The sequence below is a fragment of the Blastococcus sp. SYSU DS0617 genome, assembly GCF_054051075.1.
Genome location: NZ_JBJHAO010000004.1, coordinates 182227 through 208218 on the forward strand (window position 1 = coordinate 182227; position 25992 = coordinate 208218).

The 25992-nt window shown below is 73.8% G+C and carries 24 protein-coding genes; 15 read left to right on the forward strand and 9 right to left on the reverse strand.

The window, feature by feature from the left end; genetic code table 11:
* The first annotated feature begins 34 nt into the window (after positions 1 to 34).
* From ACI793_RS07150 to ACI793_RS07165, 4 genes are all read left to right on the forward strand, one after another.
* Positions 35 to 2716: a putative bifunctional diguanylate cyclase/phosphodiesterase gene (locus tag ACI793_RS07150; RefSeq protein WP_456605679.1), complete on the forward strand. Its 2682-nt coding sequence runs from the start codon at positions 35 to 37 to the stop codon at positions 2714 to 2716.
* A gap of 18 nt (positions 2717 to 2734) precedes the next feature.
* Positions 2735 to 3778: a TIGR03885 family FMN-dependent LLM class oxidoreductase gene (locus ACI793_RS07155; protein ID WP_456605680.1), complete on the forward strand. Its 1044-nt coding sequence runs from the start codon at positions 2735 to 2737 to the stop codon at positions 3776 to 3778.
* Complete coding sequence (locus tag ACI793_RS07160) at positions 3775 to 5445, forward strand: alpha-amylase family protein (protein WP_456605681.1); 1671 nt, start codon at positions 3775 to 3777, stop codon at positions 5443 to 5445. The genes ACI793_RS07155 and ACI793_RS07160 overlap by 4 nt, the downstream gene beginning before the upstream one ends.
* A gap of 108 nt (positions 5446 to 5553) precedes the next feature.
* Complete coding sequence (locus tag ACI793_RS07165; RefSeq protein WP_456605682.1) at positions 5554 to 6246, forward strand: hypothetical protein; 693 nt, start codon at positions 5554 to 5556, stop codon at positions 6244 to 6246.
* 74 nt (positions 6247 to 6320) lie between these two features.
* On the opposite strand, the gene ACI793_RS07170 is transcribed toward ACI793_RS07165, so the two are convergent.
* The 6 genes from ACI793_RS07170 to ACI793_RS07195 form a co-directional block, all read right to left on the reverse strand.
* Entirely contained in the window at positions 6321 to 7091 is a 771-nt protein-coding gene (locus tag ACI793_RS07170) for a sulfite exporter TauE/SafE family protein (RefSeq protein WP_456605683.1), read from the reverse strand.
* On the reverse strand, positions 7088 to 7867 hold the full coding sequence (locus tag ACI793_RS07175; RefSeq protein WP_456605684.1) for a sulfite exporter TauE/SafE family protein: 780 nt from the start codon (positions 7865 to 7867) through the stop codon (positions 7088 to 7090). The genes ACI793_RS07170 and ACI793_RS07175 overlap by 4 nt, the downstream gene beginning before the upstream one ends.
* A gap of 125 nt (positions 7868 to 7992) precedes the next feature.
* The gene (locus tag ACI793_RS07180; protein WP_456605685.1) at positions 7993 to 8382 is read right to left on the reverse strand and encodes a universal stress protein; all 390 of its coding nucleotides are present in this window, start codon (positions 8380 to 8382) and stop codon (positions 7993 to 7995) included.
* Entirely contained in the window at positions 8379 to 9896 is a 1518-nt protein-coding gene (locus ACI793_RS07185) for a tripartite tricarboxylate transporter permease (RefSeq protein ID WP_456605686.1), read from the reverse strand. The genes ACI793_RS07180 and ACI793_RS07185 overlap by 4 nt, the downstream gene beginning before the upstream one ends.
* Positions 9897 to 9908: 12 nt before the next feature.
* Complete coding sequence (locus tag ACI793_RS07190) at positions 9909 to 10544, reverse strand: tripartite tricarboxylate transporter TctB family protein (protein WP_456605687.1); 636 nt, start codon at positions 10542 to 10544, stop codon at positions 9909 to 9911.
* A gap of 73 nt (positions 10545 to 10617) precedes the next feature.
* Positions 10618 to 11673, reverse strand: a complete 1056-nt coding sequence (locus ACI793_RS07195) for a Bug family tripartite tricarboxylate transporter substrate binding protein (protein ID WP_456605688.1) — start codon at positions 11671 to 11673, stop codon at positions 10618 to 10620.
* Positions 11674 to 11750: 77 nt separating this feature from the next.
* Here ACI793_RS07195 and ACI793_RS07200 point away from each other — a divergent pair, with 77 nt between their 5' ends.
* The 10 genes from ACI793_RS07200 to ACI793_RS07245 all read left to right on the forward strand — a co-directional run bounded on the left by ACI793_RS07200 (position 11751) and on the right by ACI793_RS07245 (position 22852).
* Positions 11751 to 12644, forward strand: coding sequence for a LysR substrate-binding domain-containing protein (locus ACI793_RS07200; RefSeq protein ID WP_456605689.1), 894 nt, complete (start codon positions 11751 to 11753; stop codon positions 12642 to 12644).
* A gap of 154 nt (positions 12645 to 12798) precedes the next feature.
* A complete protein-coding gene (gene kdgD, locus ACI793_RS07205) occupies positions 12799 to 13713 on the forward strand; it encodes a 5-dehydro-4-deoxyglucarate dehydratase (RefSeq protein WP_456605690.1) in 915 nt (304 codons plus the stop codon).
* Positions 13714 to 13753: 40 nt separating this feature from the next.
* Entirely contained in the window at positions 13754 to 15085 is a 1332-nt protein-coding gene (locus ACI793_RS07210; protein ID WP_456605691.1) for an enolase C-terminal domain-like protein, read from the forward strand.
* A gap of 17 nt (positions 15086 to 15102) precedes the next feature.
* Positions 15103 to 16254, forward strand: coding sequence for an L-talarate/galactarate dehydratase (locus ACI793_RS07215; RefSeq protein ID WP_456605692.1), 1152 nt, complete (start codon positions 15103 to 15105; stop codon positions 16252 to 16254).
* A gap of 31 nt (positions 16255 to 16285) precedes the next feature.
* Complete coding sequence (locus ACI793_RS07220) at positions 16286 to 17800, forward strand: aldehyde dehydrogenase (NADP(+)) (protein WP_456605693.1); 1515 nt, start codon at positions 16286 to 16288, stop codon at positions 17798 to 17800.
* On the forward strand, positions 17797 to 18660 hold the full coding sequence (locus tag ACI793_RS07225; RefSeq protein ID WP_456605694.1) for an ATP-grasp domain-containing protein: 864 nt from the start codon (positions 17797 to 17799) through the stop codon (positions 18658 to 18660). Before ACI793_RS07220 ends, ACI793_RS07225 begins: the two co-directional genes overlap by 4 nt.
* Entirely contained in the window at positions 18657 to 19574 is a 918-nt protein-coding gene (locus ACI793_RS07230) for an AEC family transporter (RefSeq protein WP_456605695.1), read from the forward strand. The genes ACI793_RS07225 and ACI793_RS07230 overlap by 4 nt, the downstream gene beginning before the upstream one ends.
* Entirely contained in the window at positions 19571 to 21088 is a 1518-nt protein-coding gene (mqo, locus tag ACI793_RS07235) for a malate dehydrogenase (quinone) (RefSeq protein ID WP_456605696.1), read from the forward strand. The genes ACI793_RS07230 and mqo overlap by 4 nt, the downstream gene beginning before the upstream one ends.
* Entirely contained in the window at positions 21085 to 22503 is a 1419-nt protein-coding gene (locus ACI793_RS07240) for an FAD-binding oxidoreductase (protein ID WP_456605697.1), read from the forward strand. Before mqo ends, ACI793_RS07240 begins: the two co-directional genes overlap by 4 nt.
* 130 nt (positions 22504 to 22633) lie before the next feature.
* Entirely contained in the window at positions 22634 to 22852 is a 219-nt protein-coding gene (locus ACI793_RS07245; protein ID WP_456605698.1) for a hypothetical protein, read from the forward strand.
* Between the two features lie 37 nt (positions 22853 to 22889).
* Here the strand turns inward: ACI793_RS07245 and ACI793_RS07250 are convergent, their stop codons facing one another.
* On the reverse strand, positions 22890 to 23474 hold the full coding sequence (locus ACI793_RS07250; RefSeq protein WP_456605699.1) for a GNAT family N-acetyltransferase: 585 nt from the start codon (positions 23472 to 23474) through the stop codon (positions 22890 to 22892).
* A 64-nt stretch (positions 23475 to 23538) separates the two neighbouring features.
* On the opposite strand from ACI793_RS07250, the gene ACI793_RS07255 reads away from it, so the two are divergent.
* The gene (locus ACI793_RS07255) at positions 23539 to 24051 is read left to right on the forward strand and encodes a GNAT family N-acetyltransferase (RefSeq protein WP_456605700.1); all 513 of its coding nucleotides are present in this window, start codon (positions 23539 to 23541) and stop codon (positions 24049 to 24051) included.
* Between the two features lie 28 nt (positions 24052 to 24079).
* Here ACI793_RS07255 and ACI793_RS07260 read toward each other — a convergent pair whose 3' ends face one another.
* Positions 24080 to 24994: a phytanoyl-CoA dioxygenase family protein gene (locus ACI793_RS07260; protein WP_456605701.1), complete on the reverse strand. Its 915-nt coding sequence runs from the start codon at positions 24992 to 24994 to the stop codon at positions 24080 to 24082.
* Between the two features lie 121 nt (positions 24995 to 25115).
* Positions 25116 to 25973, reverse strand: coding sequence for a DUF4349 domain-containing protein (locus tag ACI793_RS07265; protein WP_456605702.1), 858 nt, complete (start codon positions 25971 to 25973; stop codon positions 25116 to 25118).
* Between the last annotated feature and the right edge of the window lie 19 nt (positions 25974 to 25992).

Below are 25992 nucleotides of genomic sequence, written 5' to 3' on the forward strand. Positions count from 1 at the left end.
GGCAGCCCGAGGACGAGGGGGCCGGCGGGCGCTCATGCGCGGCTGGCCCGTCGTCGTGCTCGCCGCCCTGGCGGCCCAGGTCCTGCTGCCCGGTTCGGTGGCGGCCGGCACCTCGTACTTCCTCGTGGTCGCCGGGGCCGCCGTGGCCTCCTGGCTCCTGGTCGGACCGGGGCCCGGCCGCGCGCCCGGGGTGCTCATCGCCCTGGGGCTGACGGCCAGCGCCGCGGGCGACGTCACGTGGCAACTGCTGGTCTGGCGGGGCGCCGACGTGGACCTCTCCGTCGCCGACGTGTTCTACGTGTCGAGCTACGTCTTCCTGGCCGCCGCGCTCACCCGTATCGCCGGCGCGACCGGTCAGGCGTCACGCGCCCGCGTCGATGGCTGGATCGACGCCGTCATCGTCTTCGTCGCCGTACTGCTGGTCATGGGCGAGCTCTCCCTCGCCGACACGCTCGGCGACAGCTCCCAGCCCCTCGCCGTCCGCCTGGTGTGGGCGCTGTACCCCTCCCTGGACGCCGCGCTCATCGCGCTGGTCATCCGGGTCGTGGCCGGGCAGGGCCGGCGCGACGCCCGGGTGCTCGTGCTGGCCGGGGGCGCCGCGTGCTGGCTGGTCGCCGACCTCGGATACCTGCTCGTCGCCGATCCCGAAGCCGGCCCCCCGTTGCTCGAGTGCGGCTGGCTGCTGGGCGCCGTCCTCCTCGCCGTCGCGACGCCCAGCCCTGCCCGGCCGGACGCCGACGGAGGCCGCGAGAGCGGCGGCTTCGCCCGGCTGGCGATCTGCCTGGGCGCGCTGCTCGTGCCCGCGGTCCTGGAGCTGGTCGACGATCTCACCGACGGGCCCGAGCAGCCGCTGTCGATGTTCGGCGCCACTCTCGTGCTGGTGCTGCTCGTCTACGTCCGCACGGCACGGCTCCTCCATGCCGAGGCAACCGCTCGTGCGCTGGTGCGCTCCCAGGCCCGCTACTACGCCACCCTGGCCGCGAACTCCTCCGACGCCGTGATCGTGGTGGACCGGGCCGGCCGGCTGCTGAGCGACCAGCGCCCCCTGGCGGCGCTGCTCGAGGCGGAATCGACGGCGGACCTCCCGGTCTCGGAGCTCATGGCGCGGGCGGGCCTGGACCTGCCGGAGAGCCGCGCCGTCTTCCGTCGTGCGCTGGATGCGGGCGGCGCCGTGGTGAGCGCGGAGCTGCCCCGCAGGACGGGGGGTGAGGACCGGTGGCTCGGTGTGCGCCTGGTCGACCTGACCGACGACCCCGACGTGCGCGGCGTCGTCGTGCACGCCACGGACATCACCGAGCGCAAGCGCGCCGAGCAGACCCTGGCGCACCAGGCCTTCCACGACGGCCTGACCGGCCTGGCCAACCGCGCGCTGTTCGCCGACCGGGTGGAGCAGGCCATGCGCCACAACGCCCGGCACGGCGACACGGCCGCCGTCGTCTTCATCGACCTGGACGGGTTCAAGGAGGTCAACGACGCTCTCGGCCACCAGGCCGGCGACGTCCTCCTGCAGCAGGTCGCCGGCCGGCTGCAGGCGACCGTCCGTGCGGGGGACACGCTGGCCCGGCTCGGTGGGGACGAGTTCGCGATCCTCCTCGGCCAGATCAGCGGGGACGACGACCTCCTGGCCGCCGGCGAACGCGTCCTCGCCGCCCTGAGCGGACCGATCCGCATCGGCAGCCAGGTCGTGACCGTGTCCGGGAGCGTCGGGATCGCGGTGAGCGACGAGAGCGCCACCAGCGACTCGCTCGTCCGGGACGCCGACGTCGCGATGTACGCCGCCAAGGCGGCGGGCCGCGGACGGGTGGTGGTGTTCGACCCCAGCATGCGCGCCGCCGTCGTGGAACGGCGCGAGCTGGAGCGCGAGCTCCAGGGAGCCCTCGGGGGAGGAGAGCTGCGGCTGGTCTACCAGCCGGTCGTCGAGCTCGACGGGTCGACCGTCGTGGGCTTCGAGGCGCTCCTGCGCTGGACGTCGCCGTCGCTCGGCCAGGTTCCGCCGGACCGCTTCGTGCCCGTGGCCGAGGACCTGGACCTGATCGGGGAGATCGGCGCCTGGGTGCTGCGCGAGGCGTGCACGGCCGCGGCTCGGTGGCGCCGGCTGTCCGGCGGCCGGGACGTCACCATGGCCGTCAACGTGTCGGCGGTGCAGCTGGCCTCGCCCGAGCTGGTCGGGCAGATCGCCGAGGCCCTCGCCGTCAGCGGGCTCCCGGCGTCCGCCCTCGTCCTCGAGGTCACCGAGACCGCCCTCGTCCGCGATCCGGAGGCCGCCGCCGAACGGCTCACCGCGCTGCGCGCCCTGGGCGTGCGACTGGCGCTCGACGACTTCGGGACGGGGTACTCCTCGCTGAGCTACCTGCGGCAGTTCACCGTCGACGTGCTCAAGATCGACCGCTCGTTCATCGCGACCATCCAGGGCGCCCACCTGCCGCCGATCGTGCGCGGCCTGATCGACCTGGGACGCACCCTGGACCTGGAGATCGTGGCCGAGGGGGTCGAGCTGGAGGTCCAGCGCGACCAGCTGCGCGCGGCGCGGTGCGACCTCGCGCAGGGCTACCTGTTCGACGCACCGCTGGAGGCCGACGCGGCGGAGCGGCTCGTGGCCCACTCGGCGGGCGCCGTGCTCGTCGACACCGCCCGCCGGCTGCCGGCGCCGCGTGACGCGGGGACGCCGGGCCGCGCAGGGGTGCCCGGCTCTCCTGAGGTCGCCGGGACCGCCTGACCTGGGTAGGCATGACCCATGCCGGTGATCGGGTTCCACAACTCCCACGAGCAGGTCCACCCCGCAGAGCTGCTGAAGGCGGTCCAGCACGCCGAGGAGGTGGGGTTCACCGCCGCCATGTGCTCGGACCACCTCACGCCCTGGAACCCACGGCAGGGGGAATCCGGCTTCGCCTGGTCCTGGCTGGGTGCGGCGATGGCCACGACGTCCCTGCCCTTCGGCGCGGTGAACGCCCCGGGGCAGCGCTACCACCCGGTGATCGTCGCCCAGGCGATCGCGACGCTGGGCGCGATGTTCCCCGGGCGGTTCTGGGTGGCCCTGGGCAGCGGCGAGGCGATGAACGAGCACGTCACCGGCGACAAGTGGCCCCGCAAGGACGTGCGCGACGCCCGCCTCCGGGAGTGCGTGGACGTGATCCGCCGGCTGCTCGCCGGCGAGCAGGTGAGCCACGACGGCCTGGTCACCGTCGACCGGGCGGTGATCTACACCCTGCCCGAGCAGCAGCCGGCACTCATCGCACCGGCGGTCAGCGTGGCCACCGCCCGGAAGGGCGCGGACTGGGCCGACGGACTGGTCACCATCAACCAGCCGCACGACAAGCTGCGCGAGATGATCGCCGCCTACCGGGACGCCGGGGGTCAGGGCAAGCTCGTGCTGCAGGTGCACGTGTCCTGGGATCCCGACCCCGACCGGGCCCTGGGCATCGCCCACGACCAGTGGCGGAGCAACGTCTTCCCCCCGCCGCTGTGCTGGGACCTCGACAGCCCGGAGGCGTTCGAACAGGCCAGCGAGCACGTGACCCCCGAGGACGTGGCCGCCGCCGTCCGCATCTCCTCCGACCTGGGGCAGCACACCGCCTGGCTGCAGGAGTACCGGGAGCTGGGCTTCGACGAGATCTACCTGCACCACGTCGGCAAGGAGCAGCGGCCCTTCCTCGACGCGTTCGGCGAGCACGTGCTGCCGCAGCTGGGGGTCACCGCCCCGGAACCGGCGGTCGCCATCGATCCACCCGGACCGGCCGAGAACCGCCGTCCGCGCCTGGACCCGGTGCCGGCGCCGTGAGGATCACCGACACCAGCGACCTGTGGTGGAAGAACGCCGTCGTCTACTGCCTCGACGTCGAGACCTACATGGACTGGAACGGCGACGGCATCGGCGACTTCGAGGGCCTTGCGCAGCGGATCGACCACCTGGCCGACCTCGGCGTCACCTGCCTGTGGCTGATGCCCTTCTACCCGACCGCCGAGCGCGACGACGGCTACGACATCACCGACTTCTACGGCGTCGACCCGCGGCTGGGGAACCTCGGTGACTTCGTCGAGGTCCTGCGCACGGCCAAGGACCGCGGCATGCGGGTGATCGCCGACCTCGTGGTCAACCACACCTCGCGCAAGCACCCCTGGTTCCGCTCGGCGGAGTCGTCGAAGGACTCGCCGTACCGCGACTTCTACGTGTGGCGCTCCGACCCGCCCCCGGACACCTCCGACCAGGTCGTCTTCCCCGACCAGGAGGACGGCATCTGGACGCTGTCGGAGAAGACGGGGGAGTGGTACCTGCACAAGTTCTACAAGGAGCAGCCCGACCTGAACGTCGCCAATCCGCGGGTGCGCGACGAGGTCGCGAAGGTCATGGGCTACTGGCTGCAGCTGGGCCTGGACGGCTTCCGCGTGGACGCCGTCCCGTTCTTCCTGGAGACCGTCGGCGGCGACGACGGTGCGTTCCCCGAGCCGCACGAGTACCTGCGCTCGCTGCGCTCCCTGGTCAACCGGCGATCCGGCGCCGGCGTGCTGCTGGGCGAGGTGAACCTGCCGTTCGAGAAGCAGCTGGAGTTCTTCGGCGGCGCCGACGGCGACGAGCTGACCATGCAGTTCGACTTCAACGGCATGCAGGCCCTCTACCTCGCGCTGGCGCGCGGCGACGCCGGACCGCTGTCGGCCGCCCTGGAGGCCCGGCCCGCGCTGCACCCGGACTCGCAGTGGGCCACATTCGTGCGCAACCACGACGAGCTGACGCTGGACAAGCTCTCCGACGAGGAGCGCGAGGAGGTCTTCGCCGCCTTCGGGCCCGAGGAGCGCATGCAGGTCTACGGCCGGGGGCTGACGCGGCGGTTGCCGCCGATGCTGGACGGCGACCCGCGGCGCGTCCGGATGGTCTACAGCCTGCTGTTCTCCCTGCCGGGCACCCCCGTGCTCTTCTACGGGGAGGAGATCGGCATGGGGGAGAACCTGGAGGCGGAGGGGCGGCTCGCGGTCCGGACGCCGATGCAGTGGACCTCCGGCCGCAACGGCGGCTTCTCCTCGGCCGAGCCGCGCAAGCTGCCCGGTCCGGTGGTCGACGGTGGCTTCGCGCCGGACTACGTCAACGTCGCCGACCAGCGCAACGACCCCGACTCCCTCCTCTCGTTCATGAAGCTCCTGATCCGGCGGTACCGGGAGTCACCGGAGCTCGGGTGGGGCGGCTTCCAGGTGCTGGAGCACCCGTGCCCGGAGGTGCTGGCGCACCTGTGCACCTGGGACGACGGGGCGCTGGTGGCCCTCCACAACCTCAGCTCCGAGCCACGCACGGTGCCGCTGGTCCTGGAGGGCTGCGGCCCCGATCACCGGCTGGCCGACCTGCTGCGGGCCGGCAGCACGGACGTGGGCGACGGCGGGCGGGTGGAGCTCCAGCTCGACGGCTACGGCTACCGGTGGCTGCGGGTGGTCGGCGCGGACAGCCGCCGGCTGGTGTGACCTCGCCGGTCGCGCGGCGCGGCATCACGCTGCGTGCACGGTCCGCCGGGGCGGCGTCCCGGACGCGTGGGACCGGTGCGCCTAGCGTGGCGCGCGAGGTGATCAGTCATGAGTGAACGCAACGGAAGCACGTCCACCGGTCCGGGGACCGCCGAGATCCCGGTGGTCCGACCCGGCGGCGCCGTGGCGGCGTCGAAGACCGGAGCAGCTCCGAAGGGCGGAGCTGCCGCGAAGGCGGGAGCAGCGTCGAAGACGGCGGCTGCTCCGAAGGCAGGAGCGGCCCCGAAGACCGATGCGGCGGCTACCACCGGCGTGCTGCCGACGGTGGCTGCCCCCGACGCCGTCACGGCGGAGGCCCCGCCGGAGCCGGAGCCGGCCGGGACCGACCGGGACCTGCCGCCGGGTGCCCAGCCGACCGCTCCGGTGTCGGTCCGCCCCGCACCCCGCATGCCCCGCCGTGGCCCGATGACGATCATGGGGCCGTGGGCGCCGGTGGCCGGTGGGCTGCTCGGCCTCGTGCTCGGCGGGATCGTCGCCGCGATCCTCGCCGGGTCGGCGGAGAGCTACGACGAGCGGCTCTCGGTCGTGTTCGTGGTGCTGGGCTTGAGCATGCTCGGCACCGCCGGCACGCTGCTGGCCGACGAGGTGCGCATCGTGCGGCAGCAGGCCCGCGACGCCGTCGTCCGCCCGCAGTGGGTGGAGGCGACCGCCGGGCTGGTCAACGGGCTCACCCCGGCGCGGCTGCTGATGCTCGGCAGCGTCGTCGTCCTGGTGCTCGCCGCCTACGTCGGCCGGGGCTGACCCCCCTCGTCCGACTGCGCGCTTTCCGACGTCTCGGCCCGCGTCGAGACGTCGGGAAACGCGCGCCCGGCCGATCAGAAGTAGGCGTCGATGCCCAGGTGGACGGCGAGCCCGAGCCCGGCCACGGCGATGACCCGCCGCAGCGCCGTCTGGGGCGCCCGCCGCACGATGCGGGGGCCGAGCAGCGAGCCGAGGAACAACCCGATCGCCAGGGGCAGCGCGGCCCACCAGGCGATCGAGGCGAAGAGCACGAAGCCGACCGCCGCGACGCTGTTGGCGACCCCGAGGACGACGTTGCGCATGGCGTTGCTGCGGGGCAGGCCCTCCCCGGTCGTGAGCAGGAAGGTGGCCAGCATCAGGACGCCGGCCGCCGCCCCGAAGTAGCCGCCGTAGATGGAGATGGCGAAGACGGCGGGCGCCAGCCACCACTGGTCGCCGTGCCGGTGGACGCCGGCGGCGGCGGCCTCGGCGGCGAGCTCGCGCGGGGGGCGCTGCACCAGGATCGTGAGCGCCGCCCCGCCGATGAGGAAGGGCACGATCCGCTCGAAGGCCTCGGTGGGGGTGCTGAGCAGCAGCGCCGCCCCGATGCTCCCGCCCAGGACGGCGGCCACGGCCAGCGGCACGAGCCGGCGCCCCTGACCCCTCAGCTCGGGTCGCGATGCGCTCACCGAGCCGACGCCGGTCAGGACCAGCGCCGCGGTGTTGGTGACGTTCGCCGTCACCGGCGGCAGGCCCACGGCCAGCAGGGCGGGATAGCTGATCAGCGAGGCGAGGCCCGCGATGCTGCCGGTGAGCCCCGCGCCGACGCCGGCGAGGAGGAGCAGGGCGAACTCCCAGACGTTCACCGGCTCAGCAGCACCGCGATGGCGACGAGACCGAGGACGACGATCGCCGTCCGCAGCACCGGCTCGGGCAGCCGCCGCCCGTAGCGGGAGCTCACGTACCCGCCCACGAGCGAGCCGACCGCCAGCAGTCCGGCCGCCGTCCAGACCACCCGGTCGGTGGCGACGACGACGTAGGCGCCGGCGGCCACGGTGTTCACCGCGAGCGTGAGGACGTTCTTGAGCGCGTTGAGCCGCTGCAGCGGCTCGCGCAGCAGCAGGCCGAAGATGCCGATCTGCAGCACGCCCTGGCTGGCCGCGAAGTATCCGCCGTAGGTGCCGGTCAGGTAGGCGCCGCCGAAGAGCGCGGCCGTGCGGCCCGGGCCGATCGGCTGCTCCACGTCATCCGGGGAGCGCCGGCGCCGCAGGGCGCGCTGGACCAGGGGCTGCGTGGCGACCAGCGTGACGGCCAGGGCGATGAGCACCGGCACGACCGCCTCGAACGTCGAGGCCGGCAGGTGCAGCAGCAGGAAGGCGCCGGTGAGGCCGCCGAGGACCGAGGCGGGCAGCAGCCCGAGCAGCCGCCTGCCCTGCCCGCGCAGCTCGCGGCGGTAGCCGAACGCCCCCGAGGCGTTGCCGGCGATCAGGCCGAGGGAGTTGCTGATCGTGGCCGGCACCGGCGGGATGCCCACGGCGAGCAGGACCGGGAACGACACCAGCGTCCCCGAGCCGACGACGGCGTTGATGCCGCCCGCGGCGAACCCGGCGGCGGCCACCGCGCACATCTCCAGGCCCGTCATGCGTCCATCGCCGTCGAGACTGGCACGGCGGGGGAGGATCCGCGGAGACCGGTCGTGTCTATCCGGTCACGCCGGACCCGGGCCGGCAGCGGGCGGGCAGGAGCTCAGGGCTCTGTGCTCAGGGCTCAGGGCTTCACCGAGAGCACCGGGCGATCGGCGTCGAGCAGGATGCGCTGGGCCGCGCTGCCCATGAGCAGCTTCCCGACGGCGGAGCGCCTGCGGAGGCCGATGACGATCACCGAGGCGTCGACCTCCGCCGCGACCCGCAGGACCTCGTCGGCGGCGTCGCCCGAGTAGCTCTCCTGCCGGAGCTCCAGCGGAACCCCGGCCTGGTCTGCCCGGTCGGTCAGCCGGCGCACCGCGTCCTCGGGGGCGACGTCCGCACTCACCGGCGCGCCGCTGCGCGCGGTGTTGAGCACGACGAGGGGCTCCGCCCGGCGGCGGGCCTCGGCGAGGGCCGCGGCGAAGGCGGCCTCGCCCTCGGGGGTGGGCACGTAGCCGACCAGGACGGTCATACCAGCTCCTTGGTGTCGCTCGGGTCATCGGCGGGTCGCCGACGGGAGAGGGCGGTGCGGAGCATCGGGCCGATGATCACCAGCACGAAGACCACCAGCAGCGTGCCCGAGATGGGCCGGGTGAAGAAGCCGACGGCATCGCCGTCGAAGATCAGCAGCGACCGGCGCAAGGAGTCCTCGAGCAGGGTGCCGAGGACGAAGGCGAGCAGCAGGGGTCCCGGGTCGAAACCGACCTTCTTCATCAGGTAGCCGAGCAGGCCGAACACGATGACCAGGACGATGTCGAACGCGCTGTTGTTGACGGTGTAGACGCCGATCAGCGTGATCAGGACCGTGATCGGCGCGAGGATCGCCGGCCGGACGCGGAGGATCTTCACGAAGATGCCGACCAGCGGGATGCTCATGATCAGCAGCAGGATGTTGCCGATGTACATCGAGTTGACCACGCCCCAGAACAGCTCCGGCTCGTCGGTCACGAGCCGCGGGCCGGGCGGGACGCCCTGGATGAGCAGCGCGCCGAAGATGACCGCCATGGTGGCGTTGGCCGGGATGCCGAGCGTGAGCAGCGGGATGAACGACGACGTCGCGGCGGCGTTGTTCGCCGTCTCCGGCCCCGCCACCCCTTCGACCGCGCCCTTGCCGAACCGCTCCGGCGTCTTCGACCGCTTCTTCTCCACGGCGTAGGCCGCGAGCGAGGACAGCGTGGCGCCGCCGCCCGGCAGGATGCCGAGGACGAAGCCGAGCACCGAGCCCCGGCCGATCGCGCCCGAGGACTGCCGCAGGTCCGTGCGGGACGGCCAGACGTTGGCGACCTTCGCGGGCGCCTGGGCGACGGTGTGCCGCTGCTCGAGGTTGTAGAGGATCTCGCCGAGGCCGAACAGCCCCATCGCGATCGGCACGAAGTCCAGCCCGTCGGCCAGGTTCAGGTTGCCGAAGGTGAACCGCTCCCCGCCGGTGAAGGCGTCGCGGCCGACGGTGGCGAGCAGCAGGCCGATGCAGGCGGCGACGACCGCCTTGAGCCGGCCGCCGCTGCTGACGGTCGCCACCAGGAGGATGCCGAGGAGGGCCAGCGCGGTGTACTCCGGCGGCCCGAAGTCGAGGGCGAAACCGGCGACGACCGGAGCGAGGAAGGAGAGGGCGACGATCGACACCGTGCCACCGACGAACGAGCCGATCGCCGCGATGCCCAGTGCCGTGCCGGCCTTGCCCTGGCGGGCCAGTGCGTGGCCGTCGAACACCGTGACCACCGACGACGCCTCGCCGGGGAGCTTGAGCAGGACGGAGGTGATCGTGCCGCCGTACTGGGCCCCGTAGAAGATGCCGGCCAGCATGATGACCGAGGTGACCGGCTCGAGGCCGATGGTGATCGGCAGCAGGATCGCGATGGTGGCGGCGGGCCCGAGGCCGGGCAGCACGCCGACGAGCATGCCGACGACGACACCGATCAGGCAGTAGAGCAGGTTCGTGGGTTCCAGGACGACGACGAAGCCGTCGAGCACCGGGGCGAGATCCACTCGGACGCTCCTTCAGAACAGGTGCGGGATGGGGACCGAGAGGGCCGCCACGAAGATGAGGTAGAAGGCGGCCACCACTGCGATGCTGGTGACGACCGAGGTGCGCCAGCCCTCGCCGCCCAGGAAGCGGAGCCAGACGAAGGCGAGCAGGGCTGCCGGGATCTCGAAGCCGATGACTTCGATGACGGCCACGAAGACCACCATCGTCGCCAGGCCGGCGAGCACCAGCCACGAGCCGCGGGTGAAGCGCTCGGCGTCGGTGGTGCGGCGGGCGGTCATCGCCAGCGCGACGCCCAGCACCACGATCAGGAGGCTCAGGATCATCGGCCAGGTGCCCGAGCCCGGGTTGCGGGCGCTGCCGGCGCCGAGGGAGAGGGAACCGACCAGTGCGGCGGCGCCGAGGGCCACGACGAGGGTGGCGACGACGAGATTGGTGGTCGGGCCGGCCGGTGGCGGGCGGTGCTCGGCGTCGGCCTCGAGCTGGTGGGCCGCGTCCTCGAGGTCGTGCAGCGTCGACGGCGGGCGGTCGGTGTCGCCCGGCGCTCCGGCGGGGGATGCTCCTCCGGCGTGCCCCGGGGGGACAGCCCCGGCGGCCGTGCGGCCGCCGGGGCTGTCCGGGGTGGTCGACCCGTCGTGGGCGGAGGTCATGCGCACTCCTCGATGGCGCTCGGAGCACTCATGACGTGAGTGCCGCGTCCTGGGTCACTGCTCGGATCGGGGACTACTCGCCACCGAGCTCGATGCCGTACTCCTCGACCACGGCGCGGTACTCCTCCAGGTTGTTCGTCCACCGCTCGCGGATCTCCTCGCCGTCGAGCTCGTTCGGCGTGAGCTGGTTGTCCTCGTTGAACTGCTGGTAGGCCTCGTCCTCGAATGCGACCTGGAACGCCTCGCGCAGGGTCTCGAGCACGTCGTCCGGGGTGCCCTCGGGGGCGAAGATCGCACGGGACTGCTGGACCGGTACGTCGTACCCCGCCTCGACGGCGGTCGGGGTGTCGGCCAGGTAGCTGGGGCGCTCCTCGGCGAAGGTGACGATGGGGGTGAGCTCGCCGGCCTCGATCTGCTCGATGGCCTCACCGAGCTGGATCGAGCCGACGTCGACCTGGCCACCCAGCACGGCGGTCAGCGTGGGGGAACCGCCGTCGAAGGGCACGGCCGTGGCGTCGATGTCGGCCTGGGCGAAGAGCAGCTCCTGCGACAGCTGGCTGCCGGTGCCCACGCCGGTCGTACCGAACGTGATCGGCCGGCCGGCCGCGGCCAGGTCCTCGACCGTCGTGAACCCGGAGGACGGGGCGGTCACGAGGACGTAGTCGTCCAGGGAGATGCCGGTGACGATCTCGTAGTCGGCGATGTCGGGCGCCTCGCCCTCGCCCACGGCCAGCGGGGTGATGTAGGCCAGGCTGCCGTTGTAGATCATCAGCGTGTGGCCGTCGGGGTCCTCGCCGGCGAGCTCCTGTGCAGCCAGGGAGCCGTTGGCGCCGGGCTTGTTCTCCACGGTGACCGGGACGCCGAGCTCGTCGGAGACACCCTCGGCGAGAGCGCGGGCGATCAGGTCCGTGCTGCCACCCGGGTCCTGGCCCACGAACAGCGTGATCGGGTCACCGCCGGGGAAGTCCTCGCCCTCGGCGCCCGACCCTCCGCCGACGTTCCCGCCGCAGGCGGCGAGCGAGAGGGCCAGTGCGAGTCCGGCACCGGTCGTCGCCCATCGGCGCGCACGGTAGGTGGTGTTCATGTCGATCTCCTCGGTCAGCGGGTGGGCGTCTGTGAGTGGCGTCACTCCGGACCAGCGGAGCGTATGGAGGGCAATCCATGCGTGTCCAAGATCAATGCGGCATTGATTGATACCTTGCGCGCATGGCGTTCACCCTGGAGCAACTTCGCGGCTTTCTGGCCGTCGCCGAGGAGCTGCACTTCGGCCGCGCGGCCACCAGGCTGAAGATGACCCAGCCCCCGTTGAGCCGCCAGATCCAGAAGCTCGAGCGGGCCGTCGGTGCGCAGCTGCTGGAGCGGGACAACCGCAGGGTGGTCCTGACCGCCGCGGGTGAGGTGTTCCTGGCCGAGGCCCGCCGCCTGCTCTCCCTCGCCGACACCGCGCCCGAACTGGCCCGGCGGGTGTCGTCGGGGTCCCACGGTGTGGTGCGCATCGGCTTCACGGCCGCCTCCACCTACGGCACGCTGGGCCGGCTGCTCGACGAGGTGGAGCGGGCCCTGCCCGACATCGGGCTGGACCTGCACGAGATGGTGACCCGCGAGCAGGTGGCCGCGCTCCTCAACGAGGAGATCGACCTCGGGCTCGCCCGGCCGCCCTTCGACGCCGACACGTTCGGTTCTCGCCTCCTCCACCGGGAGGCGCTGCTCGTCGCCGTCCCGTCGGGGCACCGGCTCTCCGCGCTGGGGCGGGACGCGGTGGCCGCGGACCTCGCCACGGAGCCGGTCATCATGCACTCGCCCACGCAGGCGCGGTACTTCTACGACCTGGTGGTGAGCCTGGTGCCCGCGGCGTCGCAGAACGCCGTCCACACCGTGAGCCAGGTGCTCACCATGCTCTGGCTGGTGGCGGCCGGGCGTGGGCTCGCGTTCGTCCCCGAGTCGGCAGCCCGGCTGCCGATCGAGGGCGTGGAGTTCGTCCGGCTGGAGACCTCGGTCCCGGAGCCGGTCGAGCTGCACCTGCTCTGGATGCGGGAGTCGCGCAACCCTGCGCTGCGCCGCGTACTGGAGCTCCTCGAGCGGAGCACGGTCGCGTTCTGATCAGCCCCATGATGCCGTGAACGCATCGCGCGATGCGAAACAACTCTTGGACAGGCATCGTCCGCCGTTCCTACGGTGACGCCGACCCCCGCTCGTGGAGCCGACGACCTCGTCGGACGCCATGCGGACCCGTCGGACCCGAGGACTGATCCCCGTGACGTTGCTGCCCCCCGACGCTCTCGCCGACCGTCTGAAGTCCGGCCTGCTCTCCTTCCCCGTCACCCACTTCGACGCCGACCTCCGGGTCGACGAGGCGCGGTACCGGGAGCACCTCGCCTGGCAGGCCGGGTTTGACGTCGCCGGGCTGTTCGCCGCGGGCGGCACCGGCGAGGGCTTCTCGCTGACGTCGGAGGAGATCGACCGCGTCCTGCGGATCGCCGTGGAGGAGGCGGGGGACCGGGTCCCGGTCATCGCGCCGGCGACCGGCAGCACCGCGCAGGCGGTCGCCCAGGCGACGGCCGCGAAGGAGGCGGGGGCCTCGGGACTCCTGCTCTTCCCGCCCTACCTGACCGAGGCCAGCCAGGCCGGCCTCGTCGAGCACATCAGCGCCGTGTGCGGCGCGACGGACCTCGGGGTCATCGTCTACAGCCGGGCCAACGCCGTGCTCGTGGACACCACCGTCGCACAGCTCGCGGACCGCAACCCCACGCTGATCGGCCTCAAGGACGGCATCGGGGACATCGAGCAGATGACCCGCACCTACGCCAAGGTCGGCGACCGGCTGATCTACATCGGCGGCCTGCCCACGGCCGAGACCTTCGCGCTGCCGCTGCTCCAGCTGGGGGTGAGCACCTACTCGTCGGCGCTCTACAACTTCCTGCCCGAGTTCGCGCTGCGTTTCTACGCGGCGGTCCGCGCGCAGGACCACGCGGCCGTCTACTCGATGCTCAACGACTTCGTGCTTCCCTACATCGACATCCGGGACCGCACCAAGGGCTACGCGGTGTCGATCGTCAAGGCGGGGCTGACCGCGGTGGGCCGCGACGGCGGGCGGGTGCGCCCGCCGCTGACGGACCTGCGCGAGGAGGAGCTGGCCGAGCTGGCCGCCCTCGTGGACAAGGTCTCCTGACCTCGCCGTCCACGGACACCCCGCTGCCCAGGAGGACCGCATGACCGGCCGCACGCCCACCGTGACCACCGTCGAGGTGGTCCCCGTCGCGGGGCACGACAGCATGCTGCTGAACCTCAGCGGCGCGCACGGGCCCTTCTTCACCCGCAACATCGCGATCGTCACCGACTCCGAGGGCCGCACCGGCCTCGGTGAGGTGCCGGGCGGGGAAGCCATCCGGCGCACCGTCGAGGACGCGGGAGCGCTGCTGACCGGGCAGCCGATCGCGGCCTACGGCCGGTTGCTGCGCGAGGTCGCGGCCACCTTCGCCGACCGGGACGCCGGCGGCCGCGGCCTGCAGACCTTCGACCTGCGGACGACGATCCACGCGGTCACCGCGCTGGAGTCCGCGCTGCTCGACCTGCTCGGTCAGCACCTGGGCGTGCCCGTGGCCGAGCTGCTCGGCGAGGGGCAGCAGCGCGACAGCGTGCCGATGCTGGGCTACCTCTTCTACGTCGGCGACCGGAACGCGACCGACCTGCCCTACCTGGCCGAGGCCGAGCCCGCCGACGACTGGGAGCGGTTGCGCCGCGACGAGGCGATGACCCCCGAGGCGGTCGTCGCCCTCGCCGAGGCCGCGCAGGCCCGGTACGGCTTCTCCGACTTCAAGCTCAAGGGCGGCGTGCTGCCCGGCGAGCAGGAGGTCGCCGCGGTGCGCGCCCTCGCCGAGCGCTTCCCGGACGCCCGCATCACCCTCGATCCCAACGGAGGCTGGCTGCTCGCCGAGGCGGTCGAGCTCTGCCGGGACCTGGGCGGCGTGCTCGCCTACGCCGAGGACCCGGTCGGAGCCGAGGGCGGCTTCTCCGGCCGCGAGGTCATGGCCGAGTTCAAGCGGGCCACCGGCCTGCCCACGGCGACCAACATGATCGCCACCGACTGGCGGCAGATGGCGCACGCCATCCGCTCGAACGCCGTCGACATCCCGCTGGCCGACCCGCACTTCTGGACCATGCGCGGCTCGGTGCGCGTCGCGCAGCTGTGCGACGACTTCGGGCTGACCTGGGGCTCGCACTCGAACAACCACTTCGACATCTCCCTGGCCATGTTCACCCAGGTCGGCGCGGCAGCACCCGGTGAGATCACGGCGCTGGACACGCACTGGATCTGGCAGGACGGCCAGCCGCTCACCCGCTCGCCGCTGCGGATCGAGGACGGCGCGATCGCCGTGCCGACCACGCCCGGCCTCGGCGTCGAGCTGGACCGCGACGCCTTGGCCGCGGCGCACGAGCTCTACCTGGAGCACGGGCTCGGCGCGCGGGACGACGCCGTCGCCATGCAGTACCTCGTCCCGGGCTGGGCCTTCGACCCGAAGCGCCCCTGCCTCGTCCGATGAACCGGTCAGGAGACCCTGTGACGTCGTCCGCACCCCCCGCCGTGCTCGACCGGATCACCTCGGTGAGCCTGTCGTCGGTGACCCTGCCGCTGGCCAACCCGATCAGCGACGCGAAGGTCTTCACCGGCCGGCAGCGCCCGATGACCGAGGTCGCCTTCCTCTTCGCCGAGATCGGCACCGAGTCCGGCCTCGAGGGCGTGGGGTTCAGCTACTCCAAGCGGGCCGGCGGCCCGGCGCAGTTCGCGCACGCCCGCGAGGTGGCGCCGGACCTGCTCGGCGAGGACCCCAGCGACATCGCCCGGCTCTGGACCAAGCTGGTCTGGGCCGGCGCGTCGGTCGGCCGCAGCGGCGCCTCCACCCAGGCGATCGCGGCCATCGACATCGCGCTCTGGGACCTCAAGGCCAAGCGCGCGGGCCTGCCGCTGGCCAAGCTGCTGGGGGCGCACCGCGACTCGGTGCGCTGCTACAACACCTCGGGCGGCTTCCTGCACGAGTCGGTCGAGCAGGTGAAGGACAACGCCACCCGCACCCTGGAGCAGGGCGTCGGCGGCATCAAGATCAAGGTCGGTCTGCCCGACTCGGCCGAGGACCTGCGCCGGGTGCGCGCCGTCCGCGAGCACCTCGGCGACGCCGTGCCGTTCATGGTGGACGCCAACCAGCAGTGGGACCGCCCGACGGCCATGCGGGTCAGCCGCCGGCTCGAGGAGTTCGACCTCGTGTGGATCGAGGAGCCGCTGGACGCCTACGACGCCGAGGGCCACGCCGAGCTGGCCCGCAGCCTGGACACCGCGATCGCGACGGGGGAGATGCTGACCAGCGTCGCGGAGCACGCCGCGCTCATCCGCGCCGGCGCCGTGGACATCCTCCAGCCCGACGCGCCGCGGATCGGCGGCATCACCCAGTTCCTGACACTGGCCACCCTGGCCGACCAGGCGGGCCTGCTGCTGGCGCCGCACTTCGCGATGGAGATCCACGCGCACCTGGCCGCCGCCTACCCGCGCGAGCCCTGGGTGGAGCACTTCGACTGGCTGCACCCCCTGTTCAACGAGCGCCTGGAGACCCGCGACGGGCGCATGTACATCTCGGACCGGCCCGGCCTGGGCATCACCCTCAGCGAGCAGGCGCGCGCCTGGACCGTGGACCGCTTCCACGTCGGCGCGACGCACTGACCACCGCACCACAGCACCGGAGGACAGCCACATGAGCGACGTCGTCAGCATCGATCCCAGCACCGGCGAGGCGGTCGAGGTGGTCGCGCAGGAGACCACCACCGCGGAGGTGGACCGCCTCTGCGCGGCGGCCCTCGCCGCCGCGCCCGGCCTGGACGCGATGGGCCGCGCCGGCCGAGCCGCGCTGCTGCGCGCCCTGGCCGACGCCCTGGAGGCCCGCCGCGACGACGTCGTCGCCGTCGCCGACCGGGAGACCGCGCTCGGGACGACCCGCCTGAACGGCGAGCTGACCCGCACCGCCTACCAGCTGCGGCTGTTCGCCGAGGTGCTCGACGAGGGCAGCTACCTGGAGGCCGCGATCGACCACCCGGGGGACACCCCCATGGGCCCGCGTCCCGACCTGCGCCGCATGCTGCTGCCGATCGGCCCCATCGCGGTCTTCGGGGCGAGCAACTTCCCCCTCGCGTTCTCCGTGCCCGGCGGCGACACCGCGTCCGCGCTGGCCGCCGGCTGCCCCGTCGTCGTCAAGGCGCACGGGTCGCACCCGGCCACCTCGCAGCTGGTGTTCGACGTCTTCGTGGCGGCTGCCCGCACGGCCGGCGCTCCCGAGGGCACGTTCGGCATCGTCCACGGGCTGCAGGCCGGAGCCGACCTGGTCGCCCACCCGGCGATCCGCGCCGTCGGCTTCACCGGCTCGGTCAACGGCGGCCGGGCGCTGCTGCAGATCATCGAGCAGCGCCCCGACCCGGTGCCCTTCTTCGGCGAGCTGAGCAGCCTGAACCCGCTGATCGTGACGCCGCAGGCGGCCGGCGAGCGCGGTGAGGTCATCGGTCGCGAGCTGGTCGGTTCCTTCACCCTCGGCGGGGGGCAGTTCTGCACCAAGCCCGGCCTGGCCTTCGTGCCGGCCGGTCCCGACGGCGACCGCGTCGTCGAGGCGATGGCCGAGGCCGTGCGGGCCGCACCGGCGCCGGTGCTGCTGAACGAGGGGATCGCCGCCTCCTACGGCCGGATCTCCGACGGGCTGTCCGGGGCGCCCGGGGTCGAGGAGATCGCCCGCGGCGCCGAGCCGGCGGACGAGGGCTTCCGCGCCGTGCCGCGGCTGCTCACCACCACCGCGGGCGACCTGCCCGAGGAGGTCACCGAGGAGTGCTTCGGCCCGGTCAGCGTGGTGGCCCGGTACGACGGCGAGGGCGACCTGTTCGCGGCCCTGTCGGCCATGCCGTCGTCCCTGACCGCCACCGTGCTGCGCGGATCGGGCGAGACCGACCTGCCGCTGGCCGTCTCCCAGGAGCTGCGCACCCGGGCGGGACGGCTGGTCTACGACGCCTACCCGACGGGCGTGGCCGTCTCCTGGGCGCAGCACCACGGTGGGCCCTGGCCGTCCACCAACTCCCAGCACACCTCGGTCGGCACCACCGCGATCCGCCGGTTCCTCCGGCCGGTGACCTGGCAGGGCGCGCCGCAGGAGCTGCTCCCCGAGGAGCTCACCGACGACTACCGCGGCATCCCGCGGCGCATCGACGGCGTCCTCGAGCTGCCCCGGTGACCCCGAGGGTCGCCCTCGTCAGCTCCGAGCGCGGCCTGGCGGTCGACCCCGACCTCCCGATCGCCGCTGCGGCGCTCGGGGAGGCGGGGCTGACCGTCGACCTGGTCCGCTGGGACGACGCCGGCCTCGACTGGGCCGCCTACGACCTCGCCGTCGTCCGTTCCTGCTGGGACTACGCGTGGCGCCTCGAGGAGTTCCTGTCCTGGGCTGGGCGGGTGCCGCGGCTGCGCAACGCCGCCGAGCTGCTCCGGTGGAACACCGACAAGACCTACGTGCGCGACCTGGAGCGCGCCGGGCTGCCGGTGGTTCCGACGGCGTGGGACCCGGCCGCCGCGGACGAGCTGCCGGACGCGGAGGAGTGGGTGGTGAAGCCGTCGGTCTCCGCGGGATCGCGGGACACCGCCCGGTGGGCCGACGCCGCGGCCGCCCTGGCGCACGTGGCGGAGCTGACCGGCGCCGGCCGGACGGCGATGGTGCAGCCCTACCAGGCCAGCGTCGACGACCTCGGCGAGACCGCGATGCTGTTCATCGGCGGCCGCTTCTCCCACGCCGTGCGCAAGGGCCCGCTGCTGGGCCGCGGTGAGGGTGTGCGGCAGGACCGCGACAGCCGGGGCGACCTGCGCCCGGTGCAGCCGTCGGCCGATCAGCGCGAGGTCGCCGAGTCGGTGTTCGACGCGATTCCGACCCTGGTGCCGGGAGCCCCCGCGCCGCTGTACGCGCGCATCGACCTGGTCCGGGACCCCACCGGCCGGCCGGTCGTGCTGGAGCTCGAGCTCACCGAGCCCAGCCTCTTCCTGCCCCAGGCGCCGGACGCCGCGGAGGCGCTGGTCCGCGCGGTGGAGGCGGAACTGCGCGCGTGAGCGGGGTGCTGGGCGGCTTCGCCGCACTGGCCGCGGTGATCGCCGTGGGCTGGCTCGTGGGACGGACCGGGCTGCTCGGTCCCGAGGCACCCGGCATGCTGTCCCGGCTGTCGTTCTTCGTGGCCACCCCGGCGCTGCTGTTCCTGACCCTCGGCGCGGCGGACACCCACGCCGTCCTGTCCCTCGCCCTCGTCGGGACGGCGGGCAGCGCGGTGCTCGTCGCCCTGCTGTACACGGCGCTGGCGCGGTGGCGCTGGGGGCTGGCCCCGCCGGAGCTGGCCGCCGGAGCGCTGTCCTCCTCCTACGTCAACGCCGGCAACCTCGGCATCCCGGTGTCGGTGTACATCCTCGGCGACGCCTCCTACGTCGCACCGGTGCTGCTGTTCCAGGTCCTGGTGATGGCCCCGGTCGGACTGGCGGTGCTCGCCGGCCCGAGGGCGGCGACGAGCAGGTGGTCGCTGCTGCTCCGGCCCCTGCGCACCCCGGTGGTCATCGGCTGCGCGCTCGGTCTGCTCCTGGCCGCCAGCGGGTGGGACCCACCGTCGCTCGCCCTCGAACCGGTGGAGCTGATCGCCGCGCTGGCGGTGCCGGCGGCGCTCCTGGCGTACGGCATGTCGCTGCACGGCGCGCCCCGGCCGGCCGCCGGCGCGCTCGCCGGGCAGGTGTGGCTGGCCGTCGTCCTCAAGAACCTGGCGATGCCGGCCATCGCCTACGCCCTCGGCCGGTGGGTCGCCGGCCTCGACGGCGTCGCCCTGCTGGCGGTGACCGTCACCTCGGCGCTGCCCACGGCGCAGAACATCTTCGTCTACGCCGCGACGTACGACCGGGGCACCGTGCTCGCCCGCGACGTGATCCTGCTCAGCACCGTGCTGTCGGTGCCCGTCCTCGTCGGCATCGCGGTGCTGCTGACATGAAGGGAACTCCCATGCGCAAGGAGCAGTTCGACGCCGTCCTGATCGGCGGCGGCGTCATGAGCGCGACGCTCGGGACGCTCCTCGGCGAACTCGAGCCGGGCTGGCGGATCGCCGTCGTGGAACGGCTGGACGAGGCGGGGCTGGAGAGCTCGAGCGCCTGGAACAACGCCGGCACCGGCCACGCCGGGCTCTGCGAGTTCAACTACACGCCCCGCCGGGCCGACGGATCGGTCGACGTCTCGCAGGCCGTGGCGATCGGCGAGCAGTTCGCCGCCTCGCTGGTCCTCTGGGCGCACCTGGTCTCGGCGGGCCGGATCGGCCCGCCGCAGGACTTCGTCCGCCCGGTGCCGCACGCCGGGTTCGGGCGCGGAACCGACGGCGTGGCCCACCTGCGGGCCCGGTGGGAGGCGCTCCGCGGGCATCCGCTCTTCGCCGGCACCGAGTACAGCGAGGACCGGGCGCAGCTCGCCGACTGGCTGCCGCTGATGTTCGGCGACCGCCCGGACGACGGTCCCGTCGCCGTCACCCGCTCGACGCAGGGCACCGACGTCGACTTCGGTGTGCTCACCCGGCGGCTGCTGACCGCGCTGCGGTCCCGGGGTGCCGACGTCCGGCTGGGGCAGGAGGTGACCTCGCTCGACCGGGACGGCGGGGCCTGGGACGTCGGCGTCCGCGACCGCCGCACCGGCGCACCGGGGCTGCTGCGCGCGCCCTACGTCTTCGTCGGCGCGGGCGGCGGGACGCTGCCGCTGCTGCAGCAGGCACGGGTCCCGGAGGTGCGCCGGTACGGCGCCTTCCCGATCAGCGGCCGGTTCCTCCGGACGGCGAACCCCGACCTCGTCGCGGCGCACCGCGGCAAGGTGTACGGGCACGCCGCCCCCGGGGCGCCGAGCATCTCGGTGCCGCACCTGGACCACCGCACGGTCGAGGGCCGGGAGCACCTCGTGTTCGGGCCGTTCGCGGCCTTCTCCCCGCGCTTCCTCCGCACGGGGCGGCTCAGCGACCTCCTCCGGTCCGTGCGGCCGGGGAACCTGCCGGTGCTCGCGGCGTCGGCCCGGGACAACCGGTCGCTCATGACCTACCTGGTCCGGCAGCTCGCCCAGACCTCCGGGGGCCGGCTGGACGCGCTGCGGACGTTCGTCCCGCACGTCGAGGCGGATGACTGGGAACTGGTTCCGGCCGGGCAGCGGGTCCAGGTGCTCAAGATGTCCGGCGGTCGCGGGGCCATGGTCGGATTCGGCACGGAGGTGGTCACCTCCGCCGGTGGCTCCCTTGCCGCCCTGCTCGGGGCCTCACCCGGTGCCTCCACCGCGGCCGCGACGATGGTCGACGTGCTCGCGGCGAGCTTCCCCGGCCGCATGGCGGCCTGGGCGCCCCGGTTGGCCGAGATCGTGCCGTCGGCGGGGGGAGCGGAGCGCCTGGACCCGGCCGAGCTGCTGACCCGGGCGCAGGCGGCCCGTCGTGTGCTCCGCCTCGACGAGGCGACCGGCGAGCCCCCGGGGGAGCCGGCATGACGGGCCCGGGACTGCTCGAGCGGCTCCGCGAGGCCGTGGGGGAGGCGGGGCTGGTCACCGACCCCGCGCAGCTGGGCGGGTACCTCAGCGACTGGCGCGACGCCTACCGCGGCACCGCCGCCGCCGTCGTCCGGCCCGCCAGCACCGACGAGGTCGCCGCGGTCGTCCGGATCTGCGCCGGGGACGGGGTGGCCGTCGTCCCGCAGGGTGGCAACACCGGACTGTGCGGAGGTGCGGTGCCGGACGCCTCCGGCCGGCAGGTGGTCCTCTCGCTGGACCGGATGCGCCGGGTGCGCGCCGTCGACCCGGTCAACCAGACGATCACCGTGGAGGCCGGCGTCGTGCTCCAGGCGGTGCAGGAGGCGGCCGCCGCGCAGGGCTGCCTGTTCCCGCTCTCCCTGGGGTCGGAGGGCAGCTGCACGATCGGCGGGAACCTGTCGACCAATGCCGGCGGCACCGCGGTGCTGCGCTACGGCACCATGCGCGACCTCGCGCTCGGGCTCGAGGTGGTCCTGCCCGACGGCCGCATCTGGAACGGCCTGCGCGGGCTGCGGAAGGACAACACCGGCTACGACCTCAAGCACCTGTTCATCGGCGCCGAGGGCACGCTCGGCGTGGTCACCGCGGCGGTGCTCAAGCTGTTCCCCGCCGTCCGCAGCCGGGCGACTGCGTGGGTGGCGCTGCCGTCGGTGCACGCGGCGGTCGAGCTGTTCGGCATCGTGCGCGGACTCTGCGGGGACCGGCTGACCGGCTTCGAGCTCATGAGCCGCCAGAGCGTCGAGTTCGTGCTGCGGCACGTCCCGGGCGCCCGCGACCTCTTCGACTCACCGCACCCCTGGTACGTGCTCGTGGAGCTGGGCGACACCCTGCCCGAGGCCGGCCTCGGCGGGCTGCTCGAGGCCGCGCTGGCCGAGGCGTTCGAGCGCGAGGTCGCCGCGGACGCGGTGGTGGCCTCGGGTTCCACGCAGGTCGATGCGCTGTGGGCGCTGCGCGAGGGGATCTCCGAGGCCCAGAACTTCGAGGGCCCGAGCCTGAAGCACGACGTCACGGTGCCGGTCAGCAGCATCGCCGACTTCGTCGAGCGGACCGACCGCGCGCTGCACGAGGCGCTCCCCGGCGTCCGCATCGTGGTCTACGGGCACATCGGCGACGGCAACCTGCACTACAACCTGAGCAAGCCGGAGAACGGCGACGACGACGCGTTCCGGCGGCGGGCCGACGCGCTGGGCCGGGTCGTCTACGACTCGACGAGCGGCTTCGACGGCAGCATCAGCGCCGAGCACGGACTGGGGCAGTCCAAGCGGGAGCTCGTCGCCGACTACAAGGACGCCCTGGAGCTGGACCTGATGCGGGGCGTCAAGCAGCTCCTGGACCCGCGGGGCCTGATGAACCCGGGCAAGGTGCTGCCGGGCTGAACCGCGGCCGTCCGTGCGGGGGGCGTCCGGTGTGGCCGGGGAGGCCCCGTGCGACTCCTGGGACGGACCGGTTCGTGCCGCGCGGCGGTGTTTCCGGTCACATCCGCGCGGGCGGCCTACCGTCGTCCCCATGCACCCCCAGCGCGTCGAACCGTCGTCCACCCCCCGCTCGGCCGCCCCCGCCCGGGTGCGGTACCTGCACCAGCTGGCCGCGGCCCGCGTGACCGCGGCACGGCCGCGGTCCGAGCAGCAGATCGCGGACATCGTCCGCGTCACGGTCGACGACGAGGTGGACACCCGCACGTTCGCCGCCATCGTCATCGACGTCTCGGACGACCTCCGGCGCTGACGCACCCCCCCGGCCGGCACGGGGAACCGCCGCCGGGTCACGGGTGGGTGGCGATCCGCCCGAGCAGCTCGTCGGGCAGCTCGCGGTCGGCGTAGACGAGCCGGACGGCGTCCGGGTCCGGGTTCCCGGCGTCCGGCCCGCGCCAGAGCAGCGTCAGCCCCGAGCGTTCGGCGCGCCCGCGGGACCGGAGGTTGTGCTCGAGCAGGGTGGCGACGACCGGCAGCCCGGGATCGGCCCGATGCGCGGCGTCGAGTGCTGCGGCGACCAGTTCCGCCGCGAGGCCCCGGCCCCAGACCGCGGGCGTGAAGCGGTAGTAGAGGTTCCACCACGCCGTCCCCACCCGGACGGCGCAGCCACCTGTGCCCACGACCTCCTCCGCGCGCAACGTCGTCCCGGGCAGGTCGTGGCGTAGCCGCGCCGTCCAGTAGCCCAGGCCGTTCCGTGCCCAGTGGCCGAGCGAGTGCGCGATGCCCTCCGCCGTCCGCTCCGGCGACGTGTGCCGCCCGGACGGCAGGTGGGCCCACGTGCCGGGGTCCGACATCAGCGCGACGTGCGCGCCCAGGTCGCCGGGGACGACGGCGTCGAGCCGGAGCCGCTCCGTCTCGACGTGCCGGAGGTCCACGACAGCTCCTCCTGATCGCTGGCCGCCCATCGCCCGGGCCGCCCCGGGACGACATCATCCACTGGTGCGCGTGCGACTCGTCCCGGCCGGGGATCGGGCGCTGGAGGCCGCCGCCCGCGCACTGTCCGCCGCACCGGTCGACCCTCCGGGCATCACTGACCACGACTGGCTGCACGGCGATCCGGGTCAGGTGCTGGACCGGCTTCGCCTCGCGCGTGACCGGCGCCTGGCGGCCCGCGGCCGCGTCTGGACCATCGGCGTCGATGGAGCGGTCGTGGGCTACCTGAGCGCTGCCATCGACGACGGCGGTGCCCGGGCGGAGACGTTCTCCGTGATCGCGCGCGCCGAGCAGGGCCGGGGGATCGGCCTCGCTGCCCGGCGGCTCGCCCTGGACGAGCTGGCAGCGGCGGGCATCCGGTCGGTCGTCAGCCTCGCGCGGCCGGGCAGCGCGTCCGCCGCGGTCTCGCGACGACTCGGCTACGAGCTGATCGGCACGGAGGAGCGGGCCCATCCGGACGGCTACGTCGTGACCCTCGAGCGGTACGAGTTGCGTCTCCCGCGCGGGATGCGCGCGTGAGCGGCGCACGACCCCGGCGCCCCCCGGCTCATCCGGCCGACCGCCACGGCGTCAGGTCGAGTCCCGGATAGCGGAGTGCGGTGCCGGCCAGGGTGTCCGGGGTCCAGTACGGATGCCCGGGGGCGGGGAACCCGAGCGCCATCAACTGGGGCGGGGACGCCCGGTTCACGAAGCTCACCCACTCCCTGGTGTAGCTCCGCGTGGCCCAGGCGCCCCGTTGCCCCCAGGAGAGGCCGGCCGGCCGGTAGCAGACCTGCATGCTGTAGCGGACGCCCCGTGGCGCGGTGAGCTGGGTGCCCCGGTGCACGGTGCCGGGCTGGAAGGCGATGACCGTGCCGGCCGGCCCGGCGCCGGACACCTCGGCCTCGTAGAGCTGCGGGCTCCCGCTGTCGTCGGTGAACCGGGACCCGCCGGATGCGCCGGGCCGGAGAAACCAGTTGGGCACCGCGGGCAGGTCGGCGGTGTGCCGGGCGGCGACCAGGTGCGGTGGGCCCAGCTCCTCCGGCACGTCGGTGAGGAACAGGAACATCTCCAGCTGCCGGCAGCCCGGGGTCGAGCTGGGCACCAGGATCGTGTGGTTCAGGTAGTCGCGGTGCAGGTCCTGCTCGTAGTCGCAGGCCCCCGTGTACTTGGCCCATGCCTCGGCGCCGTACAGGTGGACGTCGTCCTCGGGCAGCAGCGCCTGCGCGAGTGCCAGCAGGCGGGAGTGGACGGCGAGCAGGCTGACCTCGGTGCTCGCGAAGGGGAACGCGTCGATGCCGGCGAACTCGTCGCCGAGGAAGCGCTCGCGGCGGGGATCCGCGCCGTCGTGGAAGCCGTCGGCCGTTGGGAACATCGCGGGCAGCTCGCGCACGGCCGGTTCGAGTTCGTCGGCGGGGATGAACGCCGGGAGGACGACGAAGCCCTCGGTCTCCCAAGCCCGTGCCGCGTCCGCGAGGTCCATGGGGGGAGCCTCGGCGGCACCGAGGAGCCGGGCAACCAGTTATCGCCCTGCTGCCCCGGGCGGCCGGTCTCCTACGCGTTGAGCGTGCCGGGTCGTGCGTTCAGCTCCGCCCGCTCGTCGCTCACTCCGGCGGAGCGGGAGGCACCGCCTCGACCGCGCCGCGCCGTCGGTTCCGGCGCAGCGCGAGGAGCACCGCCGCGACGATCACGGCGGCGACGGCCAGCCACGGCAGCAGGACGCCGAGGACGACGACGGCTCCGCCGGCGGCGGAGACCAGGGCGCGCCAGCCGGTGCTGAGCCCTTCGAAGAACCCGTCCGGACCACCGGGCGGCGCCACGCCGTCCGGGCGCAGGTGCACATGGAGGGTCGACAGCTCGACCTGGTCGGCCAGCAGGGCGCGCTGCGCCTGCAGCGACTCCAGCTGCTCCTGCCGCGAGGACAGCGCTCCCTCGGCCGAGAGCAGCGCCTCGGTGGACGCCGCCTCGTCCATCAGGGCGAGCAGCCGCGCCACGGAGGTCTGCAGGGCGGAGATCCGGGCGTCCAGGTCGACCGCCTTCCCGGTCACGTCGGAGCGGGACACCGACACGCTCGCCACCTCGCCGAGGTCCTCCAGGTCGGCCAGGACGTCGGTCAGCTCGTCAGCGGGCACCCGCACGACGAGGTCTGCGCTGGCCGACTCCTCGTCGCCGTCCCCGGCCGCCGCCTGCTCGGTCCGCTCGTCCACCCGGCCGCCGGCGGACTCCACCAGCTCGCTCACCCGCTGGGCGGCGTCGGGCGGGTCGTCCACGACGAGGGAGGCGGTGGCGGTCGTGATCACCTGCCGGTCGGAGTCGGCCGCGGCACCACCTTCGTCGGAGACGGCCCCCGCGCCGCCACCGGCGCTGTCCGCGCTGCTGGACTCGTCTCCGCCCGAGCCGGTGCATCCGACGACGACCAGCACAGCCAGCGTCGCGATCGTCGTGCCGAGAAGGCGCCTCATGCCGGGACCGTAGGACCGC

Excerpts from the sequence above, each read along its gene's own strand:
- ACI793_RS07150 (WP_456605679.1), top strand. The coding sequence starts at position 35 with ATGCGCGGCTGGCCCGTCGTCGTGCTCGCCGCCCTGGCGGCCCAGGTC.
- ACI793_RS07260 (WP_456605701.1), bottom strand. The coding sequence starts at position 24,994 with ATGGACCTCGCGGACGCGGCACGGGCTTGGGAGACCGAGGGCTTCGTC.
- ACI793_RS07155 (WP_456605680.1), top strand. The coding sequence starts at position 2,735 with ATGCCGGTGATCGGGTTCCACAACTCCCACGAGCAGGTCCACCCCGCA.
- ACI793_RS07200 (WP_456605689.1), top strand. The coding sequence starts at position 11,751 with ATGGCGTTCACCCTGGAGCAACTTCGCGGCTTTCTGGCCGTCGCCGAG.
- ACI793_RS07180 (WP_456605685.1), bottom strand. The coding sequence starts at position 8,382 with ATGACCGTCCTGGTCGGCTACGTGCCCACCCCCGAGGGCGAGGCCGCC.
- ACI793_RS07240 (WP_456605697.1), top strand. The coding sequence starts at position 21,085 with ATGACGGGCCCGGGACTGCTCGAGCGGCTCCGCGAGGCCGTGGGGGAG.
- ACI793_RS07245 (WP_456605698.1), top strand. The coding sequence starts at position 22,634 with ATGCACCCCCAGCGCGTCGAACCGTCGTCCACCCCCCGCTCGGCCGCC.
- ACI793_RS07190 (WP_456605687.1), bottom strand. The coding sequence starts at position 10,544 with ATGACCTCCGCCCACGACGGGTCGACCACCCCGGACAGCCCCGGCGGC.
- mqo (WP_456605696.1), top strand. The coding sequence starts at position 19,571 with ATGAAGGGAACTCCCATGCGCAAGGAGCAGTTCGACGCCGTCCTGATC.
- ACI793_RS07165 (WP_456605682.1), top strand. The coding sequence starts at position 5,554 with ATGAGTGAACGCAACGGAAGCACGTCCACCGGTCCGGGGACCGCCGAG.
- ACI793_RS07265 (WP_456605702.1), bottom strand. The coding sequence starts at position 25,973 with ATGAGGCGCCTTCTCGGCACGACGATCGCGACGCTGGCTGTGCTGGTC.
- ACI793_RS07210 (WP_456605691.1), top strand. The coding sequence starts at position 13,754 with ATGACCGGCCGCACGCCCACCGTGACCACCGTCGAGGTGGTCCCCGTC.
- ACI793_RS07175 (WP_456605684.1), bottom strand. The coding sequence starts at position 7,867 with ATGACGGGCCTGGAGATGTGCGCGGTGGCCGCCGCCGGGTTCGCCGCG.
- ACI793_RS07220 (WP_456605693.1), top strand. The coding sequence starts at position 16,286 with ATGAGCGACGTCGTCAGCATCGATCCCAGCACCGGCGAGGCGGTCGAG.